Below are 25,359 nucleotides of genomic sequence, written 5' to 3'. Positions count from 1 at the left end.
GCCTCCTGAAAGCGTGAAGAAAGACCGTTGCGCAGTCGCCCCCGCCCGGGCCGCCTCTGGGCTCACTCGACCTCGAAGGCGCCGAGGTCGGGCGCAGCGCCGGCGAACGGCAGCGCGAGGCCCTCGGCCGACCCCGCGTCGACGAACTGGCTCCCCGGGGCGAGCCGCAGGAAATCGGTCGCGGGGAGGCTGCCGTCCGGGTTGCGTGGGGCCTTGGCCAGCGCGCGATCGAGGCTGAGGAAGTCGGCGTCGGTGGCGCCCTCGAACGCGTTCGAGACCGCGTTGCCGACCGGCTCGTCGCTGGATTTCCTCGCGTGCGAGATGTTGTTGATGAACGTGTGGAACCCGCCCTCGCCGAACGCGAAGTTCATGGATCCGTTCAGCCATCCGGTGCAGTTCTTCACCGTGATGTTGCCGACATTGTTGTTCTCGTCGAAGCCGCGGACCTTGTTGCCGAACGCGACGGAGCGGGTGATCACGTGGTCGGACGCAAGGCCGTTGCTCCCGCCCATCTTGAAGCCGTTGCCGTTGCCCATGTACGGGACCGGCGGCGGCGTGCTCATGTACCCGCCTTCCTCGTAGCCGTTGTCGAAGGCCCAGCACTGGTCCAGGAGGACCGGCTTGAGCGGCTTGCCGTTGCGGTTGAACATGTCCCAGCCGTCGTCCGAGTTGTTCCAGGCGCGGCAGCCGCGGAACTCGTTCCCTTCGCCGACGTTCAGCTTCGGGGCGAAGCCGTCCGCGTCGCCGCCGTCGGGCGGGTCGAAATTGCTATACGAGTCGCAGTTGATGATCTTGTTGTGGGACGGCCACTCCTCCTCCGGGGTATCCAGCTCGCCCAGCCGGCCGCCGAGCTGGAGGCCCGAGTCCCGGTTGTGGTGGAAGACGCAGCGCTCGATGACGTTGTGGTGCCCCGAGATGAAGAGGCCGTTGTCGCCGGCGTTGGCGATCTCGATCCTCTGGATGTGCCAGTAGCTGCCGTGCAGCTCGACGCCGCGCGGGCTGGCCGGGTCGCCCTTCTTGTAGTACTGGTCCTTGAACTCGAGCACAGGCTTCTCGCCGGGATAGGCGAACAGGCGCTTCCGCTGCTCGGGCGTCCCGTCGTTCCCGTAGGCGATCTCCACCGTCGGGACGTAGAGGTACTCGCCCCCGCGCAGGTAGATGGTCTGCCCCGGCTGCACCAGGGTGATCGCCTTGTGCAGCGTCGTGGGCGCGTCGATGGTTCCGGGGTTGTCCTCCGCGCCGTCGGGGGCGACGTAGAGGTCGTCGCCCGAGGGCGGCTGATCCATGCCGCCGACGCCCGTCGAGGAGCTGGCGCCGGAGGAGACGGCCGGCGATCCGCCCGTTCCTGCGGAGGTGGCCGCCCCGCCCCCCTGTCCTGCGGTGGTCGCCCCCTGGCCGCCGCCTCCCGTGACCGCGGCGGGGCCCGCGCCGCCGGTCCCGCCGGAGCTCGCTCCTTCATCTTCAGCGCCGTCGCTCGCGCTGCTCGCGCTGCTACCGCACCCGAGCCCGGCCACAGCCACGCTCAGCACCGACAAGACGATCGTAAGCAATTTCATAAGTCGACTCCTTGCACGACCGCGCGCCGGCGCTGGCCGTCCGGCATCGCGACACCGGGATCGCGCGTGGTCCCGGGCTTCCAAGCACGCGGGATGCCACGGCGCGCGCCCAGGACCGCGCGTCCTCGCTGCTCGACGCGACGGCATCATCGGTCGGCATCATCGGCGCCGCCGCCGGGCTGCACCTTTCGGGCGCCATCGACATTGCCGGCTTGAGCATTGAGACGGTCAGGGGACCCGTGAGGAATGCGGCGTGGCGGTCCGTGCAAGACCTCGCTGTCACGCCGCTGTTCGTTCCGGTGCAGGGCGGCGCGATCCTGGGTCTTGCCGGCTCCCTGTGACGATCGCGCTCCCTGTGCGCGAGAGACGCGGAGCGTGCTTGGACACGGCTGTCTGACACCGGCCAGCTGTGCCCAAGTCGAGGCTACTTCACGGGCGCGACATGGGCGATGAGGACGCCCATGTTCTTGATGAAGCCCTCCACCGAGATGCCCGTCGGCGACTCCTCGGCCGGGTAGGTCGCCGGCGCCTTGGTCGGGTCGTAAGGCGAGGTATCGTTGCGATCGCCGACGTGCGTGGTGGCGTACGCGTCCTCGAGATAAGGCTCATCCGTGCCAGGGCTGACGTAGGGGTTCGTGATCATCGTGATCTTGGTCGGCCAGTATCCCTCCGCGTTGAGCTCTCCGACGAGCTTCAGCGCCTCCTCCTCGGTCACCGGCGCGGTCGTCATCGTGGCGCCCGCGTACAGGTCGTCGAGCTTCACCTCGCGCAGCGAGAAGTACCGCGGGAGCTCCACCGGCCCCGCGATCTTGAGGGGCGAGCCCGCCGCCAGCTCCTCGGGCGACATCGCCGCGAGCTCCTCGTAGCGGGCGCGCATGGCGTCCACGTCGAGCTTGCGCGCCTGCCCGTAGTGGCCGATGGGCTTCGCGGGGTCCTTGTCGAAGTAATACTCGCCGTTGACGACGTTCGAGCCGCGCCGGTGGACGTAGAGCGGCACGTCGGTCCCGATCTCGATGTACGTGGGGTGTGTTCGGTCGGGGAAGATCTCCACGAGCTCCGGCGGCAGCTTGACCTTGTCCAGCCAGTCCAGCGCCTCGGGCACGCGGGCGATGTACTTCTCGTCCCCGGTCAGGTTGTAGAAATTGAGCAGCTGCTGGATGTTGTTGGCCGTCGTGTGGGTGGTCAGCGCCTCCGGCTCGTAGGTCCGCGCCCCGGCCGGCTTGCCGTCCTGCGTGAACTGAAGGCCCCACGCGGGCTGCGGCGCGGGCTGCTGCAACGCGACGAAGTTGTCCATGGCGCGCTCGATGTTCCCGAGCAGCTGCGACTCGCCCAGCGCGAGGTGGCACATGATCAGGAACTTGATGTTCTCTCCGGCCACGTCGTCGTTGAAGGTGATGTAGCTCGTGTAGTCGGGCTGGCCGCCCTTGCCCATCAGCGGGAAGCGCTGCGGCCAGCCGCCCCCCTCGTACTGGCTCTCCGTGACGAAGCCGATCGCCTTGTAGAGGGGCTCGCGGAACCGCTCGTCCTTCTTCTCGAGGTACATGCGCAGGAGGAGCTGCGAGGCCACGGCGGTGCCCGCGTCGTCGAACGTCGCGTTGCCGTAGTAATGCTGGAACTCCTCGAGCCGCCAGCCGTTCTTGCCGATGGTGTCGTACCAGTCCTTGAGCGACTCCTCGCCCGCGAAGTCATAGATGTAGTTCCAGCCGCCGGCCTCGTGCTGGGCCTCGATCAGGGCGAGCGTGACCTGCTCGGCAGCCTTGTAATAGAGCTCGTCGCCGGTGGCGTGGTAAGCGTCCAGGTAGAGGTGCCCCATCGACGGCGTGCCGGGCGGCTGCACCCACAGCATGGTGCGCTTCGCCTCCATCTCGCCCCAGCTCCGCGAGAGATCCGGGAGGTAGTTCCACACGTAACCGCCCTTGTACGCGACCTCCTCGCTCATGAAGGTGGCCGCGCGCTTCATCGCGTCGACGTACGGGACCATCTCGGGCGGCACTTCCGGGCCGGGACCAGGGCCCGGCTCGCTGTCCCCGCCGCAGGCGGCCAGCGCGAGGGGCAAGAGGATCGACATCGCGAACGTTCTGCGTTTCATAGGCTCCTCGATCGCACAGGGCCGCTGCGTCGGTCGCAGGGCCCGTCGAAAAGACAGGATGATCTTGGTGAACTGAAAGGCTGACCGGATTCCCGCGCTCAGGGCATGTACTCTTCGCGCGCGGGGGTGAACACGTCGAGCACGACGGACGGCTCGAACGCCCAGGCCTGGTGCTCGACGCCCCCGCGGACCACGAAGCTGTCCCCGGACCGCGCCTCGAACTCCTCGTCTCCACACGAGAACTTGAGGTGTCCGGAGATGATATAGACCAGCTGATCGTGAGGGTGGCTGTGGCGCGCTCCGGCCCAGCCGACCTCCATGTGGTGCTCGACGAGCATCAGGTTGGGGTTGTGGGCCAGCACCCGGCGCTTGAGCCCCGGCTCGGGCGTGAAGAACTCCACCGCATCGCCCGACACGCGAGCCAGGCTCGGGACATCGCTTTTCTTCAGAACACTCATGCTTCCTCCAGCGCCTCGCGGCGGCCCGCTCAGGCGCGATTCTCGATCCCGGCCCGCGCGGACCGGACCACGGAAAGGAACTCCCGCGCGCGCTCCGTGAGGACCTCGTCGCAGCCGGCCTCCAGCGCGGCCGCGTCGACGAGCTCGCCGCCGACGCCGAGCGCCACGGCGCCGGCCTCGATGAACTCGCGCGCGGTCGCGAGGTTGACCCCGCCGGTCGGCAGCAGCTTCACGTGCGGGAGCGGCCCCCGCAGCGCGCGCAGGTACTTCGCGCCTCCCATCGCGGAGCACGGGAACACCTTCACCGCGTCGGCGCCGGCGCTCCACGCGGCGATCACCTCGGTCGGGGTGAGCGCCCCGGGGAAGACCGCCTTCCCGAGCTCGCGCGCCGCGCGGATGACCTCGAGGTCGAGCCCCGGGCTCACGATGAACTGCGCGCCGGCCTCGATGCACCCGCGGGCGGCGTCCGCGGTGAGCACCGTACCCGCGCCGACGAGGACGTTATTCCCCATCTGCGAGATGATCTCATGCATCACGGCGAGGGCGTCCGGGATTGTCATCGTGATCTCGAGGACCTCGATCCCTCCCGCGCACAGCGCGCGACCGGCGCGCACGGCGAGCGCGCCGCTCGACGCGCGCACCACGGGGACGACGCCGATCTCCTCGATGCGGCGGACGACGTGCTCTCGGTCCATCGCGTGATTCATCGCTTGCTTCATCGATCGATCCTCGCGCTGGCCCCGCTCATCGCCCGCCGCACCTCGGCGAGCGACGCCATCGACGTGTCTCCCGGCGTCGACATCGCGAGCGCCCCGTGCGCGACGCCGCACTGGAGCGCCCACTCCGGGCTCTGCTCCGAGAGGAGCCCATAGATGATCCCCGAGGCGAACGAGTCGCCCCCTCCGACGCGGTCGAGGATCTCGATGTCTCGCTGGGCGACCTCGTAGAACTCGCCCTTGCAGTACAGGATGCCGCCCCAGCCGTTGACGCTCGCGCTCCTGGCCGTCCTGAGGCTCGTGGCCACGACCGAGATGTTGGGGTACGTCGCGACGACCTCCGAGATCATCCGGCGGAACCCCGTCGTGTCGAGCTGGCGATAGCCCTCATCGACGCCGGGCACCTCGAAGCCGAGCGCCGCGACGAAGTCCTCCTCGTTGCCGAAGAGGCAGTCGACGTGCGGCATGAGGGCGCGGTTGACCTCGCGCGCCCTCGCCTGGCCGCCGAAGTTCTTCCAGAGCGAGGGCCGGTAGTTGAGATCGTAGGAGATCCGCACGTCGTGCTCGCGCGCGGCCTCCATGGCCTCGCGCGCCACGCCGGCCGTGCTCTCCGAGAGCGCGCAGAAGATGCCGCCCGTGTGGAACCAGCGGGCGCCGCGCTCCCCGAAGACGGCCTTCCACGGGAGATCGCCGGCCTTCAGCCTGGAGGCCGCGCTGTGGCCGCGATCCGAGCACCCCACGGCGGCGCGCGGCCCGAAGCCGCGCTCGGTGAAGTTGAGGCCATTGCGCGCCTCGCGGCCCACACCGTCGTAATCGACCCAGCGCACGTGGGAGGTGTCGACCCCGCCCTGGAGCATCAGGTCCTCGATCAGCCGCCCGACCGGGTTGTCCGCGAGCGCCGTGACGATGGCTGTCCGGAGCCCGAAGCAGCGCCGGAGCCCCCGCGCCACGTTGTACTCCCCCCCTCCCTCCCCGATGTCGAACGCCCGCGCGGTGTGGATCCGCCGCTCTCCCGGGTCGAGGCGCAGCATCACCTCCCCGAGGCTCACCTGGTCCCACGCACAGCTCTTTGCATTTCGGATCTTCATCTTCACGCTCCTCAACGGCTCATCCACCCGCCGTCGACGACCAGCACGTGGCCGTGGACGTACCTGCTCGCCTCCGAGCACAGGAACAGCGCAGCTCCCGCGATGTCGCTCGGCTCGCCCCAGCGCCCCGCCGGGATGCGATCGAGGATCTGCCGGCTGCGCGCCTCGTCGGCCCTGAGCGCCGCCGTGTTGTCCGTCGTGATGTACCCCGGGGCGACCGCGTTCACGTTGACGCCCCTCCCGGCCCACTCGTTCGCGAGCGCCTTCGTCAGCTGCGCGATCCCACCCTTGGACGCCGCGTAGGCCGGCACCAGGATCCCGCCCTGGAACGAGAGCAGCGACGCGATGTTCACGATCCTGCCCGACCCCTGCTCGAGCATCTGCTTCCCGGCGAGCTGCGACAGGCGGAACGCGGACGTCAGGTTGACCTCGATCAGGAGATCCCAGTCCTCCTCGGCGTACTCGACGGCCGGCGACCGCCGGATGAGACCTGCGTTGTTCACGAGGATGTCGATGCGCCCGAGCTCGGCCTTCGCCCTCCGGACGAGCTCGGCGTGTGAGGCGCGATCCGCGAGATCCGCGGCCATGCCGGTGGCGCGACGCCCGAGCTTCCGCACCGCCGCCATGGTGGCCTCGCCCGGCTCGTCCTTGCCGTGACACGCGATGTCCGCGCCCGCCGCCGCGAGCGCCGTCGCGATCGCGGCGCCGATGCCCGTGGCCGAGCCCGTCACGAGCGCGACCTTGCCGTCCAAACGAAACGGATCATTCGTCATTGTCTTATCCCTGCTTCAGCTGCGCGGCCTCGAGCCGCGGCACGAGCGCGTGAATGATGGCGAGCGCGAGCACGTAGGCAGACGCCGCCATGATGAACAGCGTCGAGTAGCTCCCCGTGAGCTGGAGGACGCGGCCCGCGATCTGCGCGATGAGCATCCCGCCGATGGCCCCGGCCATGCCCCCGAACCCGACGGCCGACCCCACGGCCTGCGACGGGAACATGTCCGTGGTGAGCGTGAACAGGTTCGCCGAGAAGCCCTGGTGCGCTGCGGTCGCGAGGCCGAGGAGCAGCACGGCGCCCCACAGCGAGTCGGTGCGCGTCGCGAGGAAGACGGGCGCCACGCCGAGCGCGCAGGCGAGCATCGCGGTCTTGCGCGCCGCGTTCGCCGTCCAGCCGCGGCGCATCAGCATCGAGGAGAACCAGCCGCCGGCGATGCTGCCCACGTCGGAGAGCAGGTAGATCGTGACGAGCGGCGGGCCGATCTGGAGGAGGTTCAATCCATGCTTGCGGTTCAGGAAGTCGGGGACCCAGAACAGGTAAAGCCACCAGAACGGATCGGTCATGAACTTGCCGATCGCGAACGCCCACGTCTGGCGGTGCGGGATCAGGCTGAGCCAGCCGACCTTGCCGGGCGCCGGCGACGGCTCGCTCGTGATGTAGGCGCGCTCCTCCGGCGTGACGCGCGGGTTCTCCGCGAGGGGGCGATACAGGATCATCCAGGCGATGATCCACAGCGCCCCGATCGCGCCGGTCAGCGCGAAGGCCGCGCGCCACCCCCAGGCCACCGCGATCCACGGGACCACGAGGGGGCACACGATCGCGCCGATGTTCGTGCCGGAGTTGAACAGGCCGGTCGCGAGCGCGCGCTCCTTCTTGGGGAACCACTCCGCGATCGTCTTGAGGGCGCCCGGGAACATGCCGGCCTCGCCGATGCCGAGGGCGAACCGCGCCGCCGAGAGCCCCCCGGCGCTGCCGACGAGCGCGTGCGCCGCCGCCGCGAGGCTCCAGAACCCGACGGCGAACGAGAACCCGCGCCGCGTCCCGATGCGATCCATGAGGCGGCCCATCGTCAGCATCCCGATGGCGTAAGCGGCCTGGAACGACGTGACGATGTTGCCGTAATCGATGTCGTTGTAGCCGAGCTCCTTCTGCAGCGTCGTCTTGAGGACGCCGAGGACCTGCCGGTCGACGTAGTTGATCGTCGCGGCCGTGAACAAGAGGGCGCAGATCACCCACCGATAACGCCCGATGCCGGCCGAAACCGGCGCGGCGTCGGCGCTGCGCGGCACCCCCGCGGGCGCGTCGGCGATGGCCGTCGTGGACTCCGAATTCATCACCATGAAGCTATCCTCCCAAGCTCGACCCGCCTGACGCTGGCCCGCTCCCCTGCCGGCTACTTGAGGCTCGCCTCGAGCCCGGAGCCGCGCTGGGCGAACTCCGGCTGCACGTTGACCACGCCGAACACCCGATCTTCGCGCTCGCGGTGCGCGGCCATGAGCCAGACGAAGTTGATGGAGTGCCCCGGCGCCGCGACGTTCGGGTGATACCCCGCCGGCATCAGCACGGCGTCGCCGTCCCGCACCACGGTGACCACCTCGGGCGCCTCCGGGGCCGTGTAGACGAATTGCACGCCGAACGCCGGTGGCGGCATATCGAAATAGACGTACATCTCCTCGAGCAGGTCGGTGTGCTCGTGCGGGGGCCAGCTGGTCCAGTGCCCCGGCGCCGAGCGCGTGAAGCCCGCGACGATCCGGCCGGCCTGCACGTTCTTGCCGAGCAGGATGCTGAGCTCGCGCGTGGTGGCGTCGCCGCCCGCCTTGAACTTGAGCGACGGGCTCTGCTCGACGTCCTTGTAGCGGACGACCTGGAGGGGATAGTCCCCCTCCACCTCGGCGCCGCACTCGACGAGATCGACCGCCGAGCTCGTGCGCACCTCGACGGTCGATCCGCGAGGCACGTAGATGGCGTCGTACCGGCCGAGCCCGATCGTGTCCTCGCCGTTCACCTGCACGGCGCACTGGCCGTCCATGCAGAGGAGCCCGACCTCGCGGCCGGAGGTCTCGAAGAGGGCCCTCGGCGCGCTCTGATCGAGCAGGATCCGGCCGTAATGCAGGCGCTTCATGGGGCTGTTGTCCGGCGTCACGAAGAGCTTCCGCCCCCTGTGCGACGCCGTCCCGCGGACCACGACCTGACCAGGGTTCACTGGCTTCATGGACAAAACCCTTCCCTTGCTTCGTTAACGGAATTTACGAATGGACGCGGTGAATCCCCGGAGCCCCGCGGCTGCGTCAGAACGCCGGGCTGGCCTTGATGTTCCACTCGACGTTCAAGCCGATGAAATGCTCCCACGTGCGCTGGCTGAACACGTCGTCCTGCGGATAGAGCGCCTTCGCGCCCTCATCGCGCCGGGTCACGAGCCAGATGAAGCGGAACTGAGGGCGCTTGAAGTCCCCCTTGCCCGCCGCGTTCAGGAACGGCACGAGCCCGAAGCGCACGAGGCTCGCGCTGTGGTGGCTGGCCGCGGCGTGCGCGCCCGGCGCCGCGGGCTCGGCCGGGGGCGGGACCCTCCCGCGCCGCTGCGCCTGGTAAGATGCCTCGACGGCGATGCCTCCCCAGTCGCGCAGATAGAAGTGCGGCCGAACGACGAAGATGCCTTCGTCCAGATCCGCGAAGTCGAACGGCTCGCTGGCGTTGCGGAACGAGCGGATGTACCCGGAGGCCATCAGGCCGAGCATCCCCGTCTCGTAGTTGCCGCTCATGGTGAACATGAGCTCGTGCGCTCCGCTCGCGGTGCCGTCCGGCGCGGGCTGCGTGGGGGTGCCGAACTCGCCGTGCGCCGCGAGGTCGCCCGCATAGCGGAGGAACAGGTGCAGGTGGCCGTTGTTCACGCCGGTGAACGGGCTGACCTGCGCGCCGATGACGTACCCGGAGTCCCGAGGCAACCGCTCGTACACGCCGGCCTCCGCCGTCTCGCGCGTGCCCGACGGCAGCTGGTGCACTTCGCCGTACAGGACGCCCTTGACGCCGCCTTTCTCCCCGACCGGAACGGTGTGGCTCGCCTTGAAGCTCGAGATGAGCCGCTGGCGATCGAGGAGGTTGACGTTCGCCGTGCCAGGCTGGTTGAGCGCCGGCGAGCGCTCCACCGTCTGGAGGTAATACGGCGTGAGCGGCCGGTTGATGCCGGCGTGCGCCGCGAAGTACGTGCGCTTCGAGGGCAGGTCGTAGCGGACGCCTCCGCCCAGCGTGTTCAGCCAGTCGAGCGGCCAGAAATCGAGCAGCTCCGAGTTGTCACCGCGGTAGAGGCGCGAGCCTATCCACACGGACAGCCCCTTGACGCCGAGGTCTCGCTCCTCGACGAAGGCGTTGCGGAGCGACGTGTTGATGTTCCACGGCCTCGCGTTGTTGTAGTGGAGGGTCGGGGCGTCTATGGCCAGGCGGACGGCGACGCGCGTGGTGGCGCCGGTGGACTCCCAGTAATCCTGCCGCTCCAGGTCCAGCTGGACGAACGTGGACTCGTCGAGGCGCGAGCCTCTCAAGACGATGTCGGCATCACGCCCAGGCCCGCCGTCTCCATCCATGGCCGCGACGGCGCGGCCGACGCCGCCGAAGAAGAACCCGCTCTCCGGCGGCGCCGGTGGTGTCGTGCGCTCTTCTTTCTGCTGCGGCTGCTGGGAGGGCGCGATGGCCGCGGCGGCGGGCTCGGCGCCTCCGGCGTCGGGGGCCGGAGCCGCGCCCTCGGCGGGCTCCGCCGCGGCCGGCGTCTCCGGAGGCGGAGCCGTCGCGTCGGCGGGAGCCGCGCCCGGCGAGGGCGTCGGCGTCGTGGGAGGAGGCAGCGGCTGCCCGTGGACGACCGCTGGAGACGCGCAGAGGGCCGCGCCGAGCAGGGCACAGACCAGGTTGCGCGCGCTCGCCCATCGTCTCCCGCGCGCGAGGCGGGTAGACGACACGGACGCGTCTCCGTCTGTCGAGAACGAGCCGCGCTCCGGATCGCGCTGAATATCATGCCCAGGGTGGCAACAGGGACTGACGATGGAATTCAAGGGGGCGCCGATCTCGTGGAGGGTTGGGGCTGCACCAGCGCGAACAGCGGGGCTGTCGTCGAGGCGAGCGAGGCCCGACAGCACGTCCTGTGGCTCGCTCAGCGCGTGGTGCGCTGGCAGCGTCCACGCTTGATGCACGCAGTAGCAAGCGACGAGCCAAGGGCACCCAGGGCCGCCGCGACGCCATGGCGCGCACGACTTGCCGAGGAGGAATTCCAACCCAAGCTCGTCCGCAGCCGGGATTGCGCCGGATCCGACCCGAGCGCATGACGTGCCCTGAGGCGACCCGACGACGACGTGGCGTGCTGACCGTGGACGAAGGGCAGTTTCCCCTCGGAACGCCGTAAACCCCGGGTTGACATGAGCGACAGCCGTGGTTGACGCGCGCATGGACCGTCGCTGTCGCGCGCGGACGCCTGCGGGAGCGGCGAGCTCTCGATCCGCTTGTGAGTTGAGGGGGCTTTGACGGGGCGCCGGAGCGGGGCTCCTCCGGCGGTACGCGGCGGGCGGTGCCGACGTCGAGAGCGGCCTTCCTGCCCAGCCGGCGTGTCGCAGGCGCGGGGGCGCGCCTCAGAGGTTGAACTGTGCCGGAAGCCAGAGCGAGAGCTGGGGCACGTAGCTGATGAGCATGAGGGCGACGATCATGGCGGCGAACATCGGGAGCATCGGCCGGACCACCCTGGCGATCGTGGTCTTGCCGACGCCGCACCCCACGAACAGGCAAGTGCCCACCGGCGGGGTGCACAGGCCGATGCACAGGTTCGTGACCATCAGGACGCCGAAGTGCACCGGGTTCATGCCCATCCCCGTGACGACCGGGAGGAAGATGGGCGTGAAGATCAGGACCGCAGGCGTCATGTCCATGAAGGTGCCGACGACGAGCAGGAGCACGTTGATGATGAGCAGCGTCGCGAACGGGCTCTGGGAGATCCCGAGCATCGCCTGGCTGACGCTCTGGGGCACCTGCTCGAACGCGAGCACCCAGCTCATGGCCTGGCTGGCCCCCACCAGGATCATGACCACCGCGGTGGTCTTGGCGGATTTGAGCAGGATACGCGGCATGTCCCTGAGCTTGACCTCACGATAGAACAGCGCCCCCAGCAGGAACGCGTAAGCCACGGACACCGCGCTGGCCTCGGTCGCCGAGAACACCCCGGTGAGGATCCCGCCCATGACGATCAGGATCATGAGCAAGCTGGGGATCGCCTGGGCAAAGCTCCGCATGATCGCGCCGAGCGGGACCTTCTCGCTCACGCCCACCGCCTGCTTGCGGTTGGCCAGGAACGCGACGACCATGATGCACACGCCCACCAGGAAGCCCGGGATGACGCCGGCCAGAAACAGCGCGGCCACCGAGACGTTCCCGGCCACCACGGCGTAGACGATCATGATGTTGCTCGGGGGGATCAGGAGCCCGGTCGTCGCCGACGTCGTGGTCAGCGCCACGCTGAAGTCCCTGCCGTAGTTCTTTCGCTCCATCTCCGGGATCATGAAGCCTCCCACGGAGGAGACGGCGGCCGCCGCCGAGCCCGAGACGGCCCCGAAGAGCATGCAGGTCAGCGTGTTGACGTAGGCAAGGCCGCCGTGAAAGCGGCCGACGACGGCGCTGGCGAAATCCATGAGCCTGCGCGCCATGCCGCCCTCGCCCATGAGCACGCCGGAGAGGACGAAGAAGGGAATGGCGAGCAGCGGGAAGCTGGCGATGCCGGTCGACATGCGTTGAGCCACGATGTAGGCCGTGGGCACGTCGCCGAGCGAGCCGATCGTCAGCACCGTGGAGAGGCCGATGCAGACGGCGACCGGGACGTTGAGGAGGAGCAGCGCGAAGAAGCTGAACACCAGGATGAGGACTTGGATTTCCATGGCGGGCCCGGGCTGAAGGGTTACGCGTCGGTGACAGGCGCGCCCTTCCGGGGCGACGCCTGCCCGGTGAACAGCTCCACCAGGTTTTCGATGCAGAACGTGAGGAAGAAGACCCCGCTGATGGGCACGGCCAGATAGGCGTACCCCACCTGGAGGCCGAGCGCGGGCGACACCTGCTTGGCCTCGAGCGTCTTCGAGACGAGCGTGAAGCCGCCGTAGACCAGCGCGAAGCCGGCGAAGGACGCCACCAGGAGCTCGATGGCGATCGCCGCGACGCGCTGGGCCGCCGGATCCATCTTCCCGACGAAGTAGTCGACGCCGAGGTGCGCCTTTTCGCCGTAGGCGAGCCCGGCGCCGAGGAGCGAGATCCAGACCAGCAGATAGACGGCGAGCTCCTCGGTCCAGCGGCTCTGGTTGCCGAGCACGTAGCGGGAGAACACGCCCCAGAGGGTGTCCAGCGTGAGCGCCGCGAACGCGGCGACCAGCACGACTTCCAGCGTCTTGATCAGACCCGCGTGCAGCCTGTGGAGCGGCCCGATAACGCCCGGCGCTCGCTTTCCCGCGTTCGCCGGACGGGCTGGCCCGTCCGGAACCACCTCCGGCGCTCGCGCCGGCGGCGGAGGCTCCTGAGAGGCGCTCGTCTCCCCGTCGACGAAAAGCTCTACCCGACGCTCCTGAGCGCCCATCACTTGACCTCCTGGATCCGCTTGACGAGCTTGCCGATCTCCGTGCCCTCGAGGCGGTCGTACATGGGCTGGACCTGCCTGCGGAACGGCTCCTTGTCCGGCTCGTGGATGGTCACCCCTGCCTTCTTCAGCGCATCCAGGGCGTCCTGGGTGCTCTTCTTCCACGCCTCGCGCTGGAACGCGGCCGACTCGTCGGCCGCCTCCTCGATCCACCGCTGCACCTCCGGGCTCAGCGACTCCCAGATCTTCTGGCTGAACAGGATGATGTCGGGGACGCGCGTATGCTCGTCGAGCGAGTAGTGCTTGGTGACCTCGAAGTGACGGCTCGTGAAGAGGCTGGGCGGGTTGTTCTCGGCCCCGTCGACCATCCCCTGCTGCAGCGCAGAATACAGCTCACCGAACGCGATCGGCGTCGGCGCGCCGCCCATCTGCGAGATCATGTCCATCGCGGTCTTGCTCTGCATGACGCGGATCTTCTTGCCCTTGAGATCGTCAGGGCTCATGACGGGCGCGCCGCTCGTGTAGAAGCTGCGGCTCCCGGAGTCGTAGTAACAGAGGCCCCTCACGCCCACCTTCGTCCCGGCCGAGGCGAGATCCCTGCCCACGTCGCCGAGGAGAACCTTCCAGTAGTGGTCCTGGTCCCGGAAGAGGTAAGGCAGCCCGAAGATCGCCATCTCCGGGATGAAGCCTTCGAGCGGCGCGGTGGAGGTCTTGACCATCGCCAGCGCCCCTCGCTGCACCTGCTCGATGCTCTCGGTCTCGCTGCCCAGCTGGCCGTTGGGGAAGATCTGCAGTTGCACGGCGCCGCCCGATCGCTTGTCGAGCTGCCTCGCCATGTACTCCATGGCGAGGTGCACCGGGTGCGACTGATCGAGCGCGTGCGATAGCTTCAGGATCACCTTCTTCGTGCCGGCGCTCGTCGCGTCGGACGCTTGCCCTGCGCTCGCGCCCTCGGCGGACGCGGGGCGGGCCAGCATGGAGAAGGCGCCGGAGGTGATGATGATCCCCAGCAGGCAACCGAGCACGACGAAGGAGACGGCTTTCTTGTCCATATCGATGCACGCCAGAATCGGGGTTGTCGGTGAGGGTTGAACGGCACGGCGCAGCGCAGCGGTGTCCCGGAGGGCCGAGGGCAGCCCGCGGCAAGCAGGCCTCGAGGGCGGCCGCGCGCGGAGCTCAGCGGCGCTCCACACGTGGACCACGGGTTTGCAATCGCTGCGCCAGGCAGTGAGCTGCGCCGTCCCGCTCTCGCCTGGCGCGTCCCGGGCCGTCTCGCTCCGGCCGCCTGGCCTCGCTCGATGCGCACCTCCAGAGTCGGCGGCGGCGTGGCGCGGCGTCATCGCTCGTCGCCGGCGCCGGCGCCGGCGCGAGGGCGGCACGGCGGAGATCCCCAGACACGCTGTGCCGGCGCTGCCGGAGCGCTGGCAACCTGGAGTTGACTGAGTGGACATCGGTTGTTGCGCGCTGCGCGCGGGGAGCGCGGCGCGGCGGCGCGCGGATCTGGCTGGCTCCTCGGCGCAGGCGGCCTGCCCCTCGTGACCAGGCGTGCTCCGTCGCCGCCGCCCGCGACCCGGACGTCCTGCACGCGCTGGACCAGCGCCGTAGGTCACGTCTTGCCTTGCCATGGCCTTCGCGGTAAGGGGGGCGGCAATGAGTGGTCCCGAACTCGGCCGCCTCATCGACGAGGTCGATCGCACGGTGGACGTCCAGTTCGCCGCTGCCGGCGATCTCGATGAGCTGAACCGCCTGTATGCCAGCCTCCTCGGGCGCCGCGGGTCGCTCAATGCGCTGATGAAGCAGCTGCCCGGCGCGGCGCCCGAGGAGCGCAAGGCGCTCGGCCAGCGCCTCAACGCCGTCAAGGGCCGCGTGGAGCGCGCCCGCGAGGAGGCGACGGCGAGGATCAAGCGCGCTGCGCGCGATCGCGAGCTCTCCGCGCCGCCCCTCGATATCACCCTGCCCGGCCGCTGGCGCGCGCCCGGGCGGCCGCACCCGATCATGCGGACCCTCGACGAGATCGTCGATATCTTCGTCGGGCTCGGGTTCGACGTGGCCGAAGGGCCGCAGATCGAGCTCGCGCGCTACAACTTCGATCTCCTCGGGTTCCCGGCGGATCACCCGGCCATGGACATGCACGACACGTTCTACATGGCCGGCGATCCTGGCCAGAACGTGCTCCTCCGGACGCACACGAGCCCGGTCCAGGTGCGCGAGATGCTCTCCCACCCTCCGCCGGTGATGATCGTCGCGCCCGGGGTCGTGTATCGCCGCGACGACGACGCGAGCCACAGCCCCATGTTCGTGCAGATCGAGGGGCTCGTGGTCGACCGCGACGTGTCGCTCGCCGATCTGAAGGGCCTGCTCGAGGTCTACAGCCGCCGGATGTTCGGCGAGGCCACGAGGACGCGCTTCCGGCCGAGCTACTTCCCCTTCACCGAGCCCAGCGCGGAGCTCGACGTGTCCTGCCTCGTCTGTTTCGGCGAGAACCGCGCCTGCCCGCAGTGCAAGGGGACGGGCTGGCTGGAGGTGCTCGGGTGCGGCATGGTCCACCCGACGGTGCTCCGGAACGTCGGGATCGACCCGGAGGAATACACGGGGCTGGCGTTCGGCATCGGCGTGGATCGCACGGCCAACATGAAGTTCGCCGTCGACGATATCCGCGCCTTCTACGAGAACGACGTCCGCTTCCTCGGAAGCCTCTAGGCCGCTGCCCCTCGCCCGCAGCCCCGATTCCCCATGTTGATATCCTACAAGTGGCTTCAAGAGATCCTCGGCGCCGATCCCGGCGTCGACGCGGTGACCTCGGCGCTCGGCCGCGGCGGGCTCGAGGTCGACCGCGTGACGCACGTCGGCGCCGCGCTGCGCTCCGTGGTCCTCGCGAGCGTCGTCGCGACGCGGCCGCACCCGGCGGGCAAGAAGGGCCTGACGGTGGTCCGCGTGGACGCGGGCGGAGGCGGAGAAGGCGTCGAGGTCGCGTGCGGCGCGCCGGTCATCCCGGCGGCTCCGGCGCTCGTCTGTTATGCGCCCGTGGGAGCGCAGGTGCTCGACCGCACCGGCGCGCTCGTGACGCTGACCGAGAAGGCGGTCGCCGGCTTCACGTCGCCCGGCATGCTCTGCGCCGAGGACGAGCTCGGGCTCGGGTCGAGCCACGAGGGTCTCCTGACCGTGGAGGGCGGGCGTCCGGGGCAATCGCTGCTCGACTGGGAGCCTCGCCTCGAGGACTGGATCATCGAGCTGAGCGTCACCCCGAACCGGCCCGACGCGCTGGGGCACCTGGGCGTGGCGCGGGACGTGGCCGCGGTGCTCGGCCTACCGTTCCGTCCGCCCGCCGTCGCCGCGCCACGGGCGAACGGCGCCGGAGCGCCCGCGGCCGAGCAGACACGCGCCGCCGTGGAGGTGCGCGACGGGGACCGCTGCCCCCGGTATGACGGGCAGGTGATCGAGGGCGTCGGCGTCGGCCCCTCGCCGCTCTGGGCGCGGGTGCGGCTCGGCCGCCTCGGCGTCCGGCCGATCACCAACATCGTCGACGCGACCAACCTGGTGATGCTCGAGCGGGGGCAGCCGCTCCACGCCTTCGATCTCGACACGCTGCGGCTTCCGATCGAGATCCGGAGGGCCAAGCCCGGCGAGGCGTTCGTCGCGCTCGACGGGCAGAAGCTGTCCCTGGACGAGGACGACCTGGTCATCGCCGACGCGGACCGCGTGGTGGCCCTGGCGGGCGTCATCGGCGGCGCGGACAGCGGCGTCACCGCGACGACGCGGCGGGTGTTCCTCGAGTCGGCGTACTTCGAGCCGCGCGGGATCCGCAGGTCGGCGCGCCGGTACGGCTTCCACACCGAGGCGTCGCACCGCTTCGAGCGGGAGGTGGACCTCTCGGGGGTCCCCCTGTCGCGCGACCGCGGGAGCGCGCTCATCTGCGAGCTCGCGGGCGGCGAGGCGGCGGGCGAGCCGATCGACGCGTACGTGGCGCCGCGCGCGCCGCGCCGCCTGACGCTGCGGCTCCCGCGGTACCAGCGGATCATCGGGGCCGAGGCCCCGGCGCGGGCGCGGGAGATCCTGGAGACGCTGGGGCTCTCGGTGCTGGAGCAGAAGGCGGACCGGCTCCTCGTCGAGGTGCCGGAGCACCGGCCCGACATCGCGGAGGAGATCGACCTCATCGAGGAGGTCGCGCGCATCGCTGGCTACGACCAGATCCCGAGCCGGCTGCCGCGCGTCGGGGCCGCGCCGGCGGGCGCCCGCGGCGATTACCGGCTGCGGCGCAGGGTGCGGCAGATCTGCACGGGGATCGGCCTGCACGAGGCGGTGACGTACTCGTTCCTGTCGCCCCAGGAGCTGAAGGCGGCGCGCTACGACGACGGATCGCTCCTGCGGCTGCTCAACCCGCTCTCCGAGGAGAAGTCGGTGATGCGGCCGTCGCTGGTCCCTGGGCTGCTCACGGTGGTGCAGCGCTCGCAGCGGTACAACGTGCCTCGGGTGCGGCTGTTCGAGGTGAGCCAGGTGTTCCTGCCGTGGCAGGGCGAGGCGAGCGGCGCGAGCCAGCTGGCGCGGGTCGAGCGGCCGCCGGTGAACGAGCCGACGCGGCTCACGATCTTCCTCGCGGGGCCGCGCGACAGCTACCTGACGCGGCCCGAGGACGTCGATTTCTACGACGGCAAGGGCGCGGTCGAGGCGGTGCTGGCGGAGCTCGCGGGCAGCGTGACGCCGGCGTTCGACCTCTCGGGCGAGGCGCCGCCGTGGGCGCACCCGAAGAAGGGGGCCCGCGTCCTGCTCGACGACCGCGAGGTCGGGTACGTGGCGGAGCTGCACCCGGACGTGCGCGAGGCGCTGGAGATCACGAGCGGGGCCGTCGTGGCGGAGCTGGATCTCGCGGCGGTGGCTGCGGCGTACAAGGCGCCGGTGGCCGCGAAGCCGAGCCGGTTCCCGGCGATGCGGCACGACGTGGCGCTGCTCTTGCCGCTCGACGTGCCGGCGGGAGAGGTGCTCGAGGTGCTGCGGACCACCGCGGGGGAGCGCTGCGAGAAGGTCGAGATGTTCGATCGGTACCGCGGCGAAGAGCTCCCGGCGGGGACGCACTCGCTGGGGTTCGCGCTGTGGTTCCGGTCGGCCGAGCGGACGTTGACGGACGACGAGGTCGACAAGTGGACGAAGGCCGCGGTGGACGCGGCGAAGGCGCGGTTCGGGGCGCAGCAGCGCTGAGGGCGGGCGTCCCGCGCCCGTCAACGTGCCAGCCGATGAAGCACGATGGCTGCGTGTCAAAGCCCCATCGGGGCGACGGCGGCCCAGAGGGCGTCGAGGTCGATGGCAAGCCCTTCAGGACCCACTTGGGACATCGTCCCATCGATCGCAGCCAAGAACATGATGTAGCGGCCTCCGGATCCGAGCTCGAGAACCTCGAGCGTGCGGTTCAGCGCATCGACGAGCCAGTACCATCGCACGCCCAGCGCGCCGTATTCCCTGCTGGTCGTCAAGCGTGCACGCCGTTGGTCCGCGGGGGTTGCGGAGACCACCTCCAGGACCAGCGTCGGCGTCGAGGGGGCGCCGGTCTCGGCAGACGGATCGTTCGGCATATAAACGCAGACATCGGGTTTTCGACCTGACACCGTCGATACGGCGAGCTTGTGCCCCCGGCCGCACACGACACCTCCGCGCGGCAGCGCCCACGCACGCAGCACCGTGAGAAACCAGGCTGCGACCGCGTCCTCCAGCGCCGTCGAGGTCTTCTCTTCGACGAGAACGCCTTCGCAGAGCTCTCCGGGGCCGTCGAATGCAAGCCACGCTTCGATCGTCATCGGCTCGGCGCGGAGAATGCGCGGCATCTGCCGGGCGGGCGGCGCCGTCTGCTCCTCGGTCGGACCTTCCCAGCGGTCCCACCCCTCCTCGGGCTCCTCGACATCCAGCGCACGAAGCACCCCGCGCGCTGCCTCGACGATCGGCTCCGGTGCGGGGCTCCGGCCTTCCCAGGTCAAAAGGCGACCGCGCAGCTCGGACAGCGACGCGACGAGCCCCGTCGCATCGCCGGAGGAGCGAAACGCCGTCGAGGCATTCTCGAGCACCGCCGAGAGAGCCTCGCCGGTCGGCGCCTCCTTTTTCGTTCGCATCGCCTTCGCAAGGAGACGCGGCGCTGCCAGGAGCCCCGCGACGTTCAGCGCGGCCGAAAGGCCGATCGCGAGCGCTCTGGCCTGATCCTCCGCCGCTCCCAGCGAGCTCGGCGTCACGCTCCCAGCGGCCTGATCCGGCGCATTCGTCTTGAGCTCGTCCGTCATGGCTCGATCCTCAAGGGTCCTTACAGATAGGACCCACGAAATACCCTCTGAACGCGGAAATCCCCCCCGCTCCGATCGCGACCACGCTGGTCTGCGAAGGCTTCCCAAGCTCGACACAGACGTACGCACACCAGGACGTGAGCACCAGGCTCTTCAAGAGATCGGCCACCCAGTCAGGACAAATCGAGCACTTGGACTTGCCACAATCGGTGACGAAACACCAGTGCCTTACCGGCGGAGCATTGTATTTACACGGCACGCGAGAGGCGCAGCCCTCATCGAATTCGCATTCGCTTTTTTCATGCCATGCTGGAAACGTCGACGGATCCAGCGTCGCCAGCCATGCATCCGCCGCGGCCGCTGCTGCAGGGAGGTACTGCTGCATGAGCTGTTCGAGCGCGGCCTCATCCAGCGTGCTGGGATCGATGCCCGAAGACTCCGCCTGGGCGACCAGGTACGCCGTGGTCAGCGACGCCTTCGCCTCGGCGAGCACGAGCTGTTCCGGATCCACCTGAGCGAACGCCTCGGCGGCCTCCTCCTCCTCCTGCGTGGGCTCTGGAGCGACCGGATTCTCCGGCGTCGCGCCCGTGTCCGTTCCGTTGCCCGTCGTGTCTTCCTCGGTGCTCGGGCCCAATCGGATGACGCAACCCGGAGTCGTCGAGTATGCAACCGATATCGCCAGACCGCAGGCAAGCACTCTGACACGAACGATTCTCCTCATGGCAACAATTCTCCTTGTTTCGGGCGCGAATCGAGAGCCATAATGAACGGCCCTCACCCTACCACGGTTTCCCTTTCAGCGTGGCCGCGTTCGACGCCGCCGAACGCAACGCGAGGCCGCCCGGCGGACCGATGCGGGCGCAGGCAGGCCGGACGGGCGCAGCAGCCGATCGCGCGGCGGAGCGCCAGCGTGGGTGTGGATACGGGCGGGTGAGGCTCGCGGAGGGCGAGAAGATCAAGCCCACGTGGGGCGAGACGTTCTGCTGCAAGCCGGCCGGTGGCTGGCCTCGCGCGACGCTCGCGGCGGTCGACTCAGCTCACGAACTCGCCGTCCCCCGCACCCGCCTCTTCCTCTTCACCCACCGCCGGCTCCCCCGGCTCCTCCAGGCTCGGCGCCTCGCCCGCGGACGTCCCGCCATACCGCTTGCCGGCACCGGCGCCGTCTTCTCCTTGGCGGCGAGTTTGCGACGGCGCGAGACCAACCCGGCCGGCAGAAAAGGAGGTGCCACGGAGGTCGTGCCCAGAGCCGGCGCTCGTCGTGAGGCCGAGGAGGGGTCTCAACCGATCGCGAGGGATCATTTCAGCCTGAAAGACGGTCCCAACCAAACAAATTGGATCTTTTCATACAAATGGAGCGGTCTCGACCAGTCCATCGGCTCCAGAAGGACCTCTGCGCTTGGTCGCGACCACGCGGGGGGCATCGAAACGAGCGCCCGGATGATATCGAGACCCCTTGGATTCGCCAACGTCGGTTCTTCTCGGTGGCGTCTGGGGGAGCGGACCCGACGATGTCTTCGTCGTCGGCGACGAGGGCACGATCGCGCACTACGACGGCGAGAGCTGGCAAGTGACGCTCTTGGACTCAGGAGAACATCTCCAGGCCGTGTGGGGGAGCGGGCCAGAGGATGTCTTCGCTGTCGGCCTGGAGAGCGCGATCTTGCACTACGACGGCGAGCGCTGGCGCAGGATGGAAGCGCCGACGCTGGCATCGCTCTATGGAGTGTGGGGGAGCGCCCCGACGCCTCCAGCATGATGTTCTCGGGCTTCAGGTCACGGTGGATGATGCCGGACGCGTGCGCTCGCGAGAGGGCGCGCACGCGGCTGGCTCCCCTGGGCCACGCTCGGGGCTGGCGCAGCCATCTCCGTCGTGGGTGGCACGTTGATGTGGCAGGCCGACGAGCTCCATGGGAATGCCCAGGATCGGAGCGTGCAACAGTGCGGTCAGTCGTGCCTCCGTCCTCCGCCTTCCAGGACGACGCCAGCGTCAACGAGAGCTGGCTGGCTGCCGGCACCCTCTTCGCCGGCGGAGCGACGGTGATCACGGCGACGGTCATGATCTTCATGAGCATGCCGCAGTCCTGCCGCACGGAGGACGGAGGGGGTGTGAGGGTCGAGATCCGCCCCGCCGCGTCGCCCGCCGCAGCGATGGTATCGGCCCGGTTCGTGTTCTGATCCGATGGCGATCGGAGTGGCCGGTGTCGCAGCGGCTCATCGCCGCTCGCGGCATGGCTACGAGGGCTGCGCGACCGCGACGCGCCGCTCGATCCCGAGGAACAGCAGCGGCAGCGCCACCGTGAACACGATCGACAGCCCCGCGACGACCGGCATGCCATCGAGGCGGTGGTCCGGCAGCTCGTGGAGCATCCTGGCCGCCGCGAACGCCGCGATCGCGGAGGACATGTGCTGCACGGCCGACTGCATCGAGGTGAAGCGCGCCCGCTCGGCGGGGCGCGGCACCTTCGACGTCAGCGTGTTGTACGAGACGTTGCGGAACGTCATGCCCAGCATGAAGACGATGAAGATCGCGAGCACCGGCAGCCCCGGCGTATACGAGACGAACCCGGCGTAGAGGACGCCCGCGAGCACCGCCGCCCCCACCGAGCCCGTCTGAAACGCGCCGAAGCGGTCCACCAAGGGTCCCACGGCCCGCATCGCGGCGAAGCTCACCAGGCCTCCCACGAAGTAGAGCAGCCCGAGCCGCTCGCGCGGATACCCGAGGTTGTACTGCACGTAAGCCGAGATGTTGGGGATCACCAGGAACGACGCCACCGTCAGGATCGCCGTCGTCGCGTACGAGAGCAGCACGATCGGCCGGCCGAGGAGCGCGCCGAGCTCGCCGAGCGCGCTGCCCGACGGCGGCGCGCCGGTCAGGTGATCCCGCATCGACGGCAGGAGGAAGATCGCGAGCCCGGCGACGAGCAGCCCGAGCGCCGCGACCGCGAAGAACGGCAGCGGAAAGCCGCCGCGGCGGGCGAGCTCCAGCCCGGCGGGGACGCCGAGCACCGAGGCGACCGAGAACGAGCCCATCACGACGCCCATCGCCTTGCCGCGCCGCTCGGGCGGGATCACGTCGGCGACGATCGAGAACGCGACCGAGGTCGCGGGCCCGCCGAACGCCCCGGCGAGCACGCGCGCCGCCATGAGGCTCGGGAGCCCCGTGGCGAAGCCCCCGGCCGCCGTGCCGGCGACGAGGCCGAGCATCGCCACGGCGAGCGCGCTGCGCCGGTCGAAGCGGTCGAGGAAGAACGCGCCCGCGAGGCCCGAGACCGCGGCCGCCGCGGTGTAGCTGCCGCCGATGAAGCCGATGCTGGACATCGGGATGCCCAGCGCGACCGCGAAGTCGGGCCCGAGCGGCATCACCATCACGAAGTCGAGGATGTTGATGAACTGGACCGCAGCGACAAGGAAGATGATGCTCGATTCGGAGCGCCGTTTGGACACGAGGCTCGACTCTAGTCGACTCCAGGCGCGCCCGCCCCGCCTCCGCACGAAAAAGCGCCGCGCTCACGCCCAGACGCGCCCCCTCACCGCTCCCCTGCTCTACCCAGCCCGCGCGGCGGCTCGCGCGTCGCGCGCGTTGCTGTCGGCGCAACGCCACGTTGCGCGCTCGCACCGTTGTCCCTCCATGAGGTCCACCTTACGATGAGACGATGAGCCCCATGGATCGCCGCACAGCCCTCGGCGCCCTCGCCGCAACGCCCGTCGTCGCCGCGTGCGACCCCTCCGCACCCTCGCCCGGTCGTGGCGACGAGGCCGCGCTCGCCGCGGAGGACGTCGTCCGCGACGTCGCGCCGCTCGGGTTCCCCTGGGAGACGCTCGATCCCTTCCTGTTCTGCGTCCACCACGACGACGCGTACCCGGCCGGCGACGAGCGGATGGGTCCGGCCGCCTCGCTCGCGGGCCGCGCCATCGGGCGCGACTTCGCGGGCAAGGACGGCTGGCGCATGTACCACGGCGACGTGGTCCCCGGCTTCCCGCAGCACCCGCACCGCGGCTTCGAGACCGTGACCGTCGTGCGGCGCGGGCTCGTCGATCACGCGGACTCGCTCGGGGCGGCCGCGCGCTACGGCCGCGGCGACGTCCAGTGGCTCACGGCGGGGAGCGGCATCGTCCACGCGGAGATGTTCCCGCTCGTCGAGAAGGACGGGCCCAACCCGCTCGAGCTCTTCCAGATCTGGCTCAACCTGCCGCGCGCCGACAAGCTCGCCGAACCGCGCTTCGTGATGATGTGGGGCGACACGATCCCCAGGCAGATCGCGCGCGACGCCGCGGGCAGGACGACCGAGATCACCATCGTCGCCGGCCGCCTCGGCGAGCTCCGCCCGCCGGCACCGCCGCCGAGATCGTGGGCGGCGCGCGCCGCGTCCGACGTGGCGATCTGGACGCTCAAGATGGCCCCGGGCGCGCGGTTCACGCTGCCGGCCGCCTCCCCCGGCACGAACCGCGCGCTCTACTTCTTCGGCGGCGCCGAGCTACGCGTCGGCGCCCGCCGCGTCTCCGCGGCCCACAGGATCACGCTCCGCGACGGCGCCGCAGCGCTGCTCGAGAACGGCCCCGACGAGGGCGAGATCCTTCTCCTCCAGGGCAAGCCGATCGGCGAGCCCGTCGCGCAGCAAGGCCCCTTCGTGATGACCTCGATGGCGGAGGTCCAGCAGGCCTTCCTCGACTACCGGCGGACGGGCTTCGGCGGATGGCCGTGGCCGAGCGACGGCCCGGTCCACGGGCGCGCGGAAGGCCGCTTCGCGCGCTACCCCGACGGCCGCATCGACAAGGCGGGCTGAGCCCCTCACCTCGCGCCGAGCTCGGGCTCCTCGCTCCAGCAGTCGTTCGCGCTCGCCCGGTGCCGCGCGCGGTACTCCGAGGGGCTGACGCCCTCGGAGCGCCGGAATTGCTCGGCGAAGCGCGACGCCGAGTCGTAGCCGCAGGCCGTCGCGACCTCCAGCACGCCGTGGCGCCCCGAGCGCAGGAGCCCCTTGGCGAGATCGAGGCGCTCCTTCCACAGGAGGGCCCTGAACGAGACCCCCTTCGCGCCGAGCCGGCGGCGCAGCGTCGCGTCGCTCACCCCGAGCGCGCGCGCGACCTCCGGGGCCGCCCACGGGCGCGCCGGATCGCGGCGCACAAGCGCCCGCACCGCGAGCGTCGGATCGAGCGCCAGCGTCGAGGAGGCGACGCGCGCCTCGTCGAGCTGCTCCCGGTGCTGCAGGAGCAAGGTCAGGATGAGATCCTCCAGCCGGTGCTCGATGAGCAGCGCGTGCGCGCCGGGCAAGAGGAGCGTGTTCACGAGGTGGATCAGCGCCTGGATCGACGGCATCGCGGAGCGCAGGAGGTGCGGCCGATCCGCCTCGAAGCCGCCGAGCCCCCGCTGGACGCAGAGCGTGGGATACCGGCGCTGGAGCCGCTCGTCGACCTCGCTCAAGAGCTCGATCGTGAACGAGCGGTAGGCGCCGCGCTCGGGATCGGGCTCGTTCACGAGCTCGAGGGGGATGCCCTGCGGCACGAGCAGGATCTGCCCCTCCCGGGCGACGAGGCGCGTGTTGCCGTCCGGGCCGTCGAGGAAGATCCGCTTCGCGCCGTCGAGGATGAGCACGACGAGCGGCCGGGAGAGCCGCTGTATCGTTATCCGATCGCGCGTGCGGGTGAAGACGCCGACCCACCGGGCCAGGCCGGCGCCGCTCGCCGATGACGTGCGCTCCAGGCGGGAGATGGCCTCTCTGAGCGCGCCCCAGGCCTGGGCTTGATCGGTGGGCTCGAGCAGTCGGGTGAGCTGGGTCTTCATCGTCGCTCCTGATGGAAAAGGGCGCGTCTCTCGCCGCGGAGACACAGCGCGG

The 25,359-nt window shown here is 70.0% G+C and carries 22 protein-coding genes; 6 read left to right on the top strand and 16 right to left on the bottom strand.

What is annotated here, in order from left to right; genetic code table 11:
• Nucleotides 1–62: 62 nt before the first annotated feature.
• Nucleotides 63–1,556: a right-handed parallel beta-helix repeat-containing protein gene (locus WME82_RS18970; protein ID WP_438043986.1), complete on the bottom strand. Its 1,494-nt coding sequence runs from the start codon at nt 1,554–1,556 to the stop codon at nt 63–65.
• A gap of 11 nt (nt 1,557–1,567) precedes the next feature.
• Here WME82_RS18970 and WME82_RS18965 point away from each other — a divergent pair, with 11 nt between their 5' ends.
• Nucleotides 1,568–1,897 (top strand): hypothetical protein, encoded by a 330-nt coding sequence (locus WME82_RS18965; protein ID WP_438043985.1) that lies wholly within the window; start codon nt 1,568–1,570, stop codon nt 1,895–1,897.
• An 83-nt stretch (nt 1,898–1,980) separates the two neighbouring features.
• Here the strand turns inward: WME82_RS18965 and WME82_RS18960 are convergent, their stop codons facing one another.
• The 11 genes from WME82_RS18960 to WME82_RS18910 all read right to left on the bottom strand — a co-directional run bounded on the left by WME82_RS18960 (nt 1,981) and on the right by WME82_RS18910 (nt 14,323).
• On the bottom strand, nt 1,981–3,645 hold the full coding sequence (locus WME82_RS18960) for a pectate lyase (protein WP_438043984.1): 1,665 nt from the start codon (nt 3,643–3,645) through the stop codon (nt 1,981–1,983).
• Between the two features lie 98 nt (nt 3,646–3,743).
• On the bottom strand, nt 3,744–4,103 hold the full coding sequence (locus WME82_RS18955; protein ID WP_438043983.1) for a cupin domain-containing protein: 360 nt from the start codon (nt 4,101–4,103) through the stop codon (nt 3,744–3,746).
• A 29-nt stretch (nt 4,104–4,132) separates the two neighbouring features.
• Entirely contained in the window at nt 4,133–4,822 is a 690-nt protein-coding gene (locus tag WME82_RS18950; protein ID WP_438043982.1) for a bifunctional 4-hydroxy-2-oxoglutarate aldolase/2-dehydro-3-deoxy-phosphogluconate aldolase, read from the bottom strand.
• Nucleotides 4,819–5,907 carry a PfkB family carbohydrate kinase gene (locus WME82_RS18945; RefSeq protein ID WP_438043981.1) on the bottom strand — a complete coding sequence of 363 codons (1,089 nt, stop codon included), beginning with the start codon at nt 5,905–5,907 and terminating at the stop codon, nt 4,819–4,821. Before WME82_RS18945 ends, WME82_RS18950 begins: the two co-directional genes overlap by 4 nt.
• An 11-nt stretch (nt 5,908–5,918) precedes the next feature.
• Nucleotides 5,919–6,680, bottom strand: coding sequence for a 2-dehydro-3-deoxy-D-gluconate 5-dehydrogenase KduD (gene kduD / locus WME82_RS18940; protein ID WP_437872803.1), 762 nt, complete (start codon nt 6,678–6,680; stop codon nt 5,919–5,921).
• 4 nt (nt 6,681–6,684) lie between these two features.
• Nucleotides 6,685–7,992 (bottom strand): MFS transporter, encoded by a 1,308-nt coding sequence (locus tag WME82_RS18935; protein ID WP_438044906.1) that lies wholly within the window; start codon nt 7,990–7,992, stop codon nt 6,685–6,687.
• Nucleotides 7,993–8,075: 83 nt separating this feature from the next.
• Nucleotides 8,076–8,894: a 5-deoxy-glucuronate isomerase gene (locus WME82_RS18930; RefSeq protein ID WP_437746892.1), complete on the bottom strand. Its 819-nt coding sequence runs from the start codon at nt 8,892–8,894 to the stop codon at nt 8,076–8,078.
• Between the two features lie 76 nt (nt 8,895–8,970).
• Complete coding sequence (locus tag WME82_RS18925; RefSeq protein WP_438043980.1) at nt 8,971–10,629, bottom strand: carbohydrate porin; 1,659 nt, start codon at nt 10,627–10,629, stop codon at nt 8,971–8,973.
• A 663-nt stretch (nt 10,630–11,292) separates the two neighbouring features.
• Nucleotides 11,293–12,585 (bottom strand): TRAP transporter large permease, encoded by a 1,293-nt coding sequence (locus WME82_RS18920; RefSeq protein ID WP_437746890.1) that lies wholly within the window; start codon nt 12,583–12,585, stop codon nt 11,293–11,295.
• A 20-nt stretch (nt 12,586–12,605) separates the two neighbouring features.
• The gene (locus WME82_RS18915; RefSeq protein ID WP_438043979.1) at nt 12,606–13,073 is read right to left on the bottom strand and encodes a TRAP transporter small permease; all 468 of its coding nucleotides are present in this window, start codon (nt 13,071–13,073) and stop codon (nt 12,606–12,608) included.
• Between the two features lie 197 nt (nt 13,074–13,270).
• Complete coding sequence (locus WME82_RS18910) at nt 13,271–14,323, bottom strand: TRAP transporter substrate-binding protein (protein ID WP_438043978.1); 1,053 nt, start codon at nt 14,321–14,323, stop codon at nt 13,271–13,273.
• 598 nt (nt 14,324–14,921) lie between these two features.
• Here WME82_RS18910 and pheS point away from each other — a divergent pair.
• Complete coding sequence (gene pheS / locus WME82_RS18905) at nt 14,922–15,971, top strand: phenylalanine--tRNA ligase subunit alpha (RefSeq protein ID WP_012236022.1); 1,050 nt, start codon at nt 14,922–14,924, stop codon at nt 15,969–15,971.
• A gap of 33 nt (nt 15,972–16,004) precedes the next feature.
• Nucleotides 16,005–18,464 (top strand): phenylalanine--tRNA ligase subunit beta, encoded by a 2,460-nt coding sequence (pheT, locus tag WME82_RS18900; protein ID WP_438043977.1) that lies wholly within the window; start codon nt 16,005–16,007, stop codon nt 18,462–18,464.
• Between the two features lie 56 nt (nt 18,465–18,520).
• Here pheT and WME82_RS18895 read toward each other — a convergent pair whose 3' ends face one another.
• Both WME82_RS18895 and WME82_RS18890 read right to left on the bottom strand, forming a co-directional pair.
• Entirely contained in the window at nt 18,521–19,321 is an 801-nt protein-coding gene (locus WME82_RS18895) for a Uma2 family endonuclease (RefSeq protein WP_438043976.1), read from the bottom strand.
• A 220-nt stretch (nt 19,322–19,541) separates the two neighbouring features.
• Nucleotides 19,542–20,252 carry a hypothetical protein gene (locus WME82_RS18890; protein WP_438043975.1) on the bottom strand — a complete coding sequence of 237 codons (711 nt, stop codon included), beginning with the start codon at nt 20,250–20,252 and terminating at the stop codon, nt 19,542–19,544.
• Between the two features lie 732 nt (nt 20,253–20,984).
• On the opposite strand from WME82_RS18890, the gene WME82_RS18885 reads away from it, so the two are divergent.
• Entirely contained in the window at nt 20,985–21,284 is a 300-nt protein-coding gene (locus WME82_RS18885; RefSeq protein WP_438045046.1) for a hypothetical protein, read from the top strand.
• 194 nt (nt 21,285–21,478) lie between these two features.
• Nucleotides 21,479–21,703: a hypothetical protein gene (locus tag WME82_RS18880; RefSeq protein WP_438043974.1), complete on the top strand. Its 225-nt coding sequence runs from the start codon at nt 21,479–21,481 to the stop codon at nt 21,701–21,703.
• Between the two features lie 57 nt (nt 21,704–21,760).
• On the opposite strand, the gene WME82_RS18875 is transcribed toward WME82_RS18880, so the two are convergent.
• Nucleotides 21,761–22,972, bottom strand: coding sequence for an MFS transporter (locus WME82_RS18875; RefSeq protein WP_438043973.1), 1,212 nt, complete (start codon nt 22,970–22,972; stop codon nt 21,761–21,763).
• A 209-nt stretch (nt 22,973–23,181) separates the two neighbouring features.
• Here WME82_RS18875 and WME82_RS18870 point away from each other — a divergent pair, with 209 nt between their 5' ends.
• Nucleotides 23,182–24,312 carry a pirin family protein gene (locus tag WME82_RS18870; RefSeq protein ID WP_438043972.1) on the top strand — a complete coding sequence of 377 codons (1,131 nt, stop codon included), beginning with the start codon at nt 23,182–23,184 and terminating at the stop codon, nt 24,310–24,312.
• A 5-nt stretch (nt 24,313–24,317) separates the two neighbouring features.
• Here WME82_RS18870 and WME82_RS18865 read toward each other — a convergent pair whose 3' ends face one another.
• Nucleotides 24,318–25,307: a helix-turn-helix transcriptional regulator gene (locus WME82_RS18865; protein ID WP_438043971.1), complete on the bottom strand. Its 990-nt coding sequence runs from the start codon at nt 25,305–25,307 to the stop codon at nt 24,318–24,320.
• Nucleotides 25,308–25,359 lie beyond the last annotated feature (52 nt).

Source organism: Sorangium sp. So ce128 (assembly GCF_051525245.1).
GTDB classification, from domain to species: Bacteria; Myxococcota_A; Polyangia; order Polyangiales; family Polyangiaceae; genus Sorangium; species Sorangium cellulosum_B.
The sequence above is the reverse complement of the archived record's forward strand: the minus strand, read 5'-3'. Positions and strand labels throughout refer to the sequence as shown.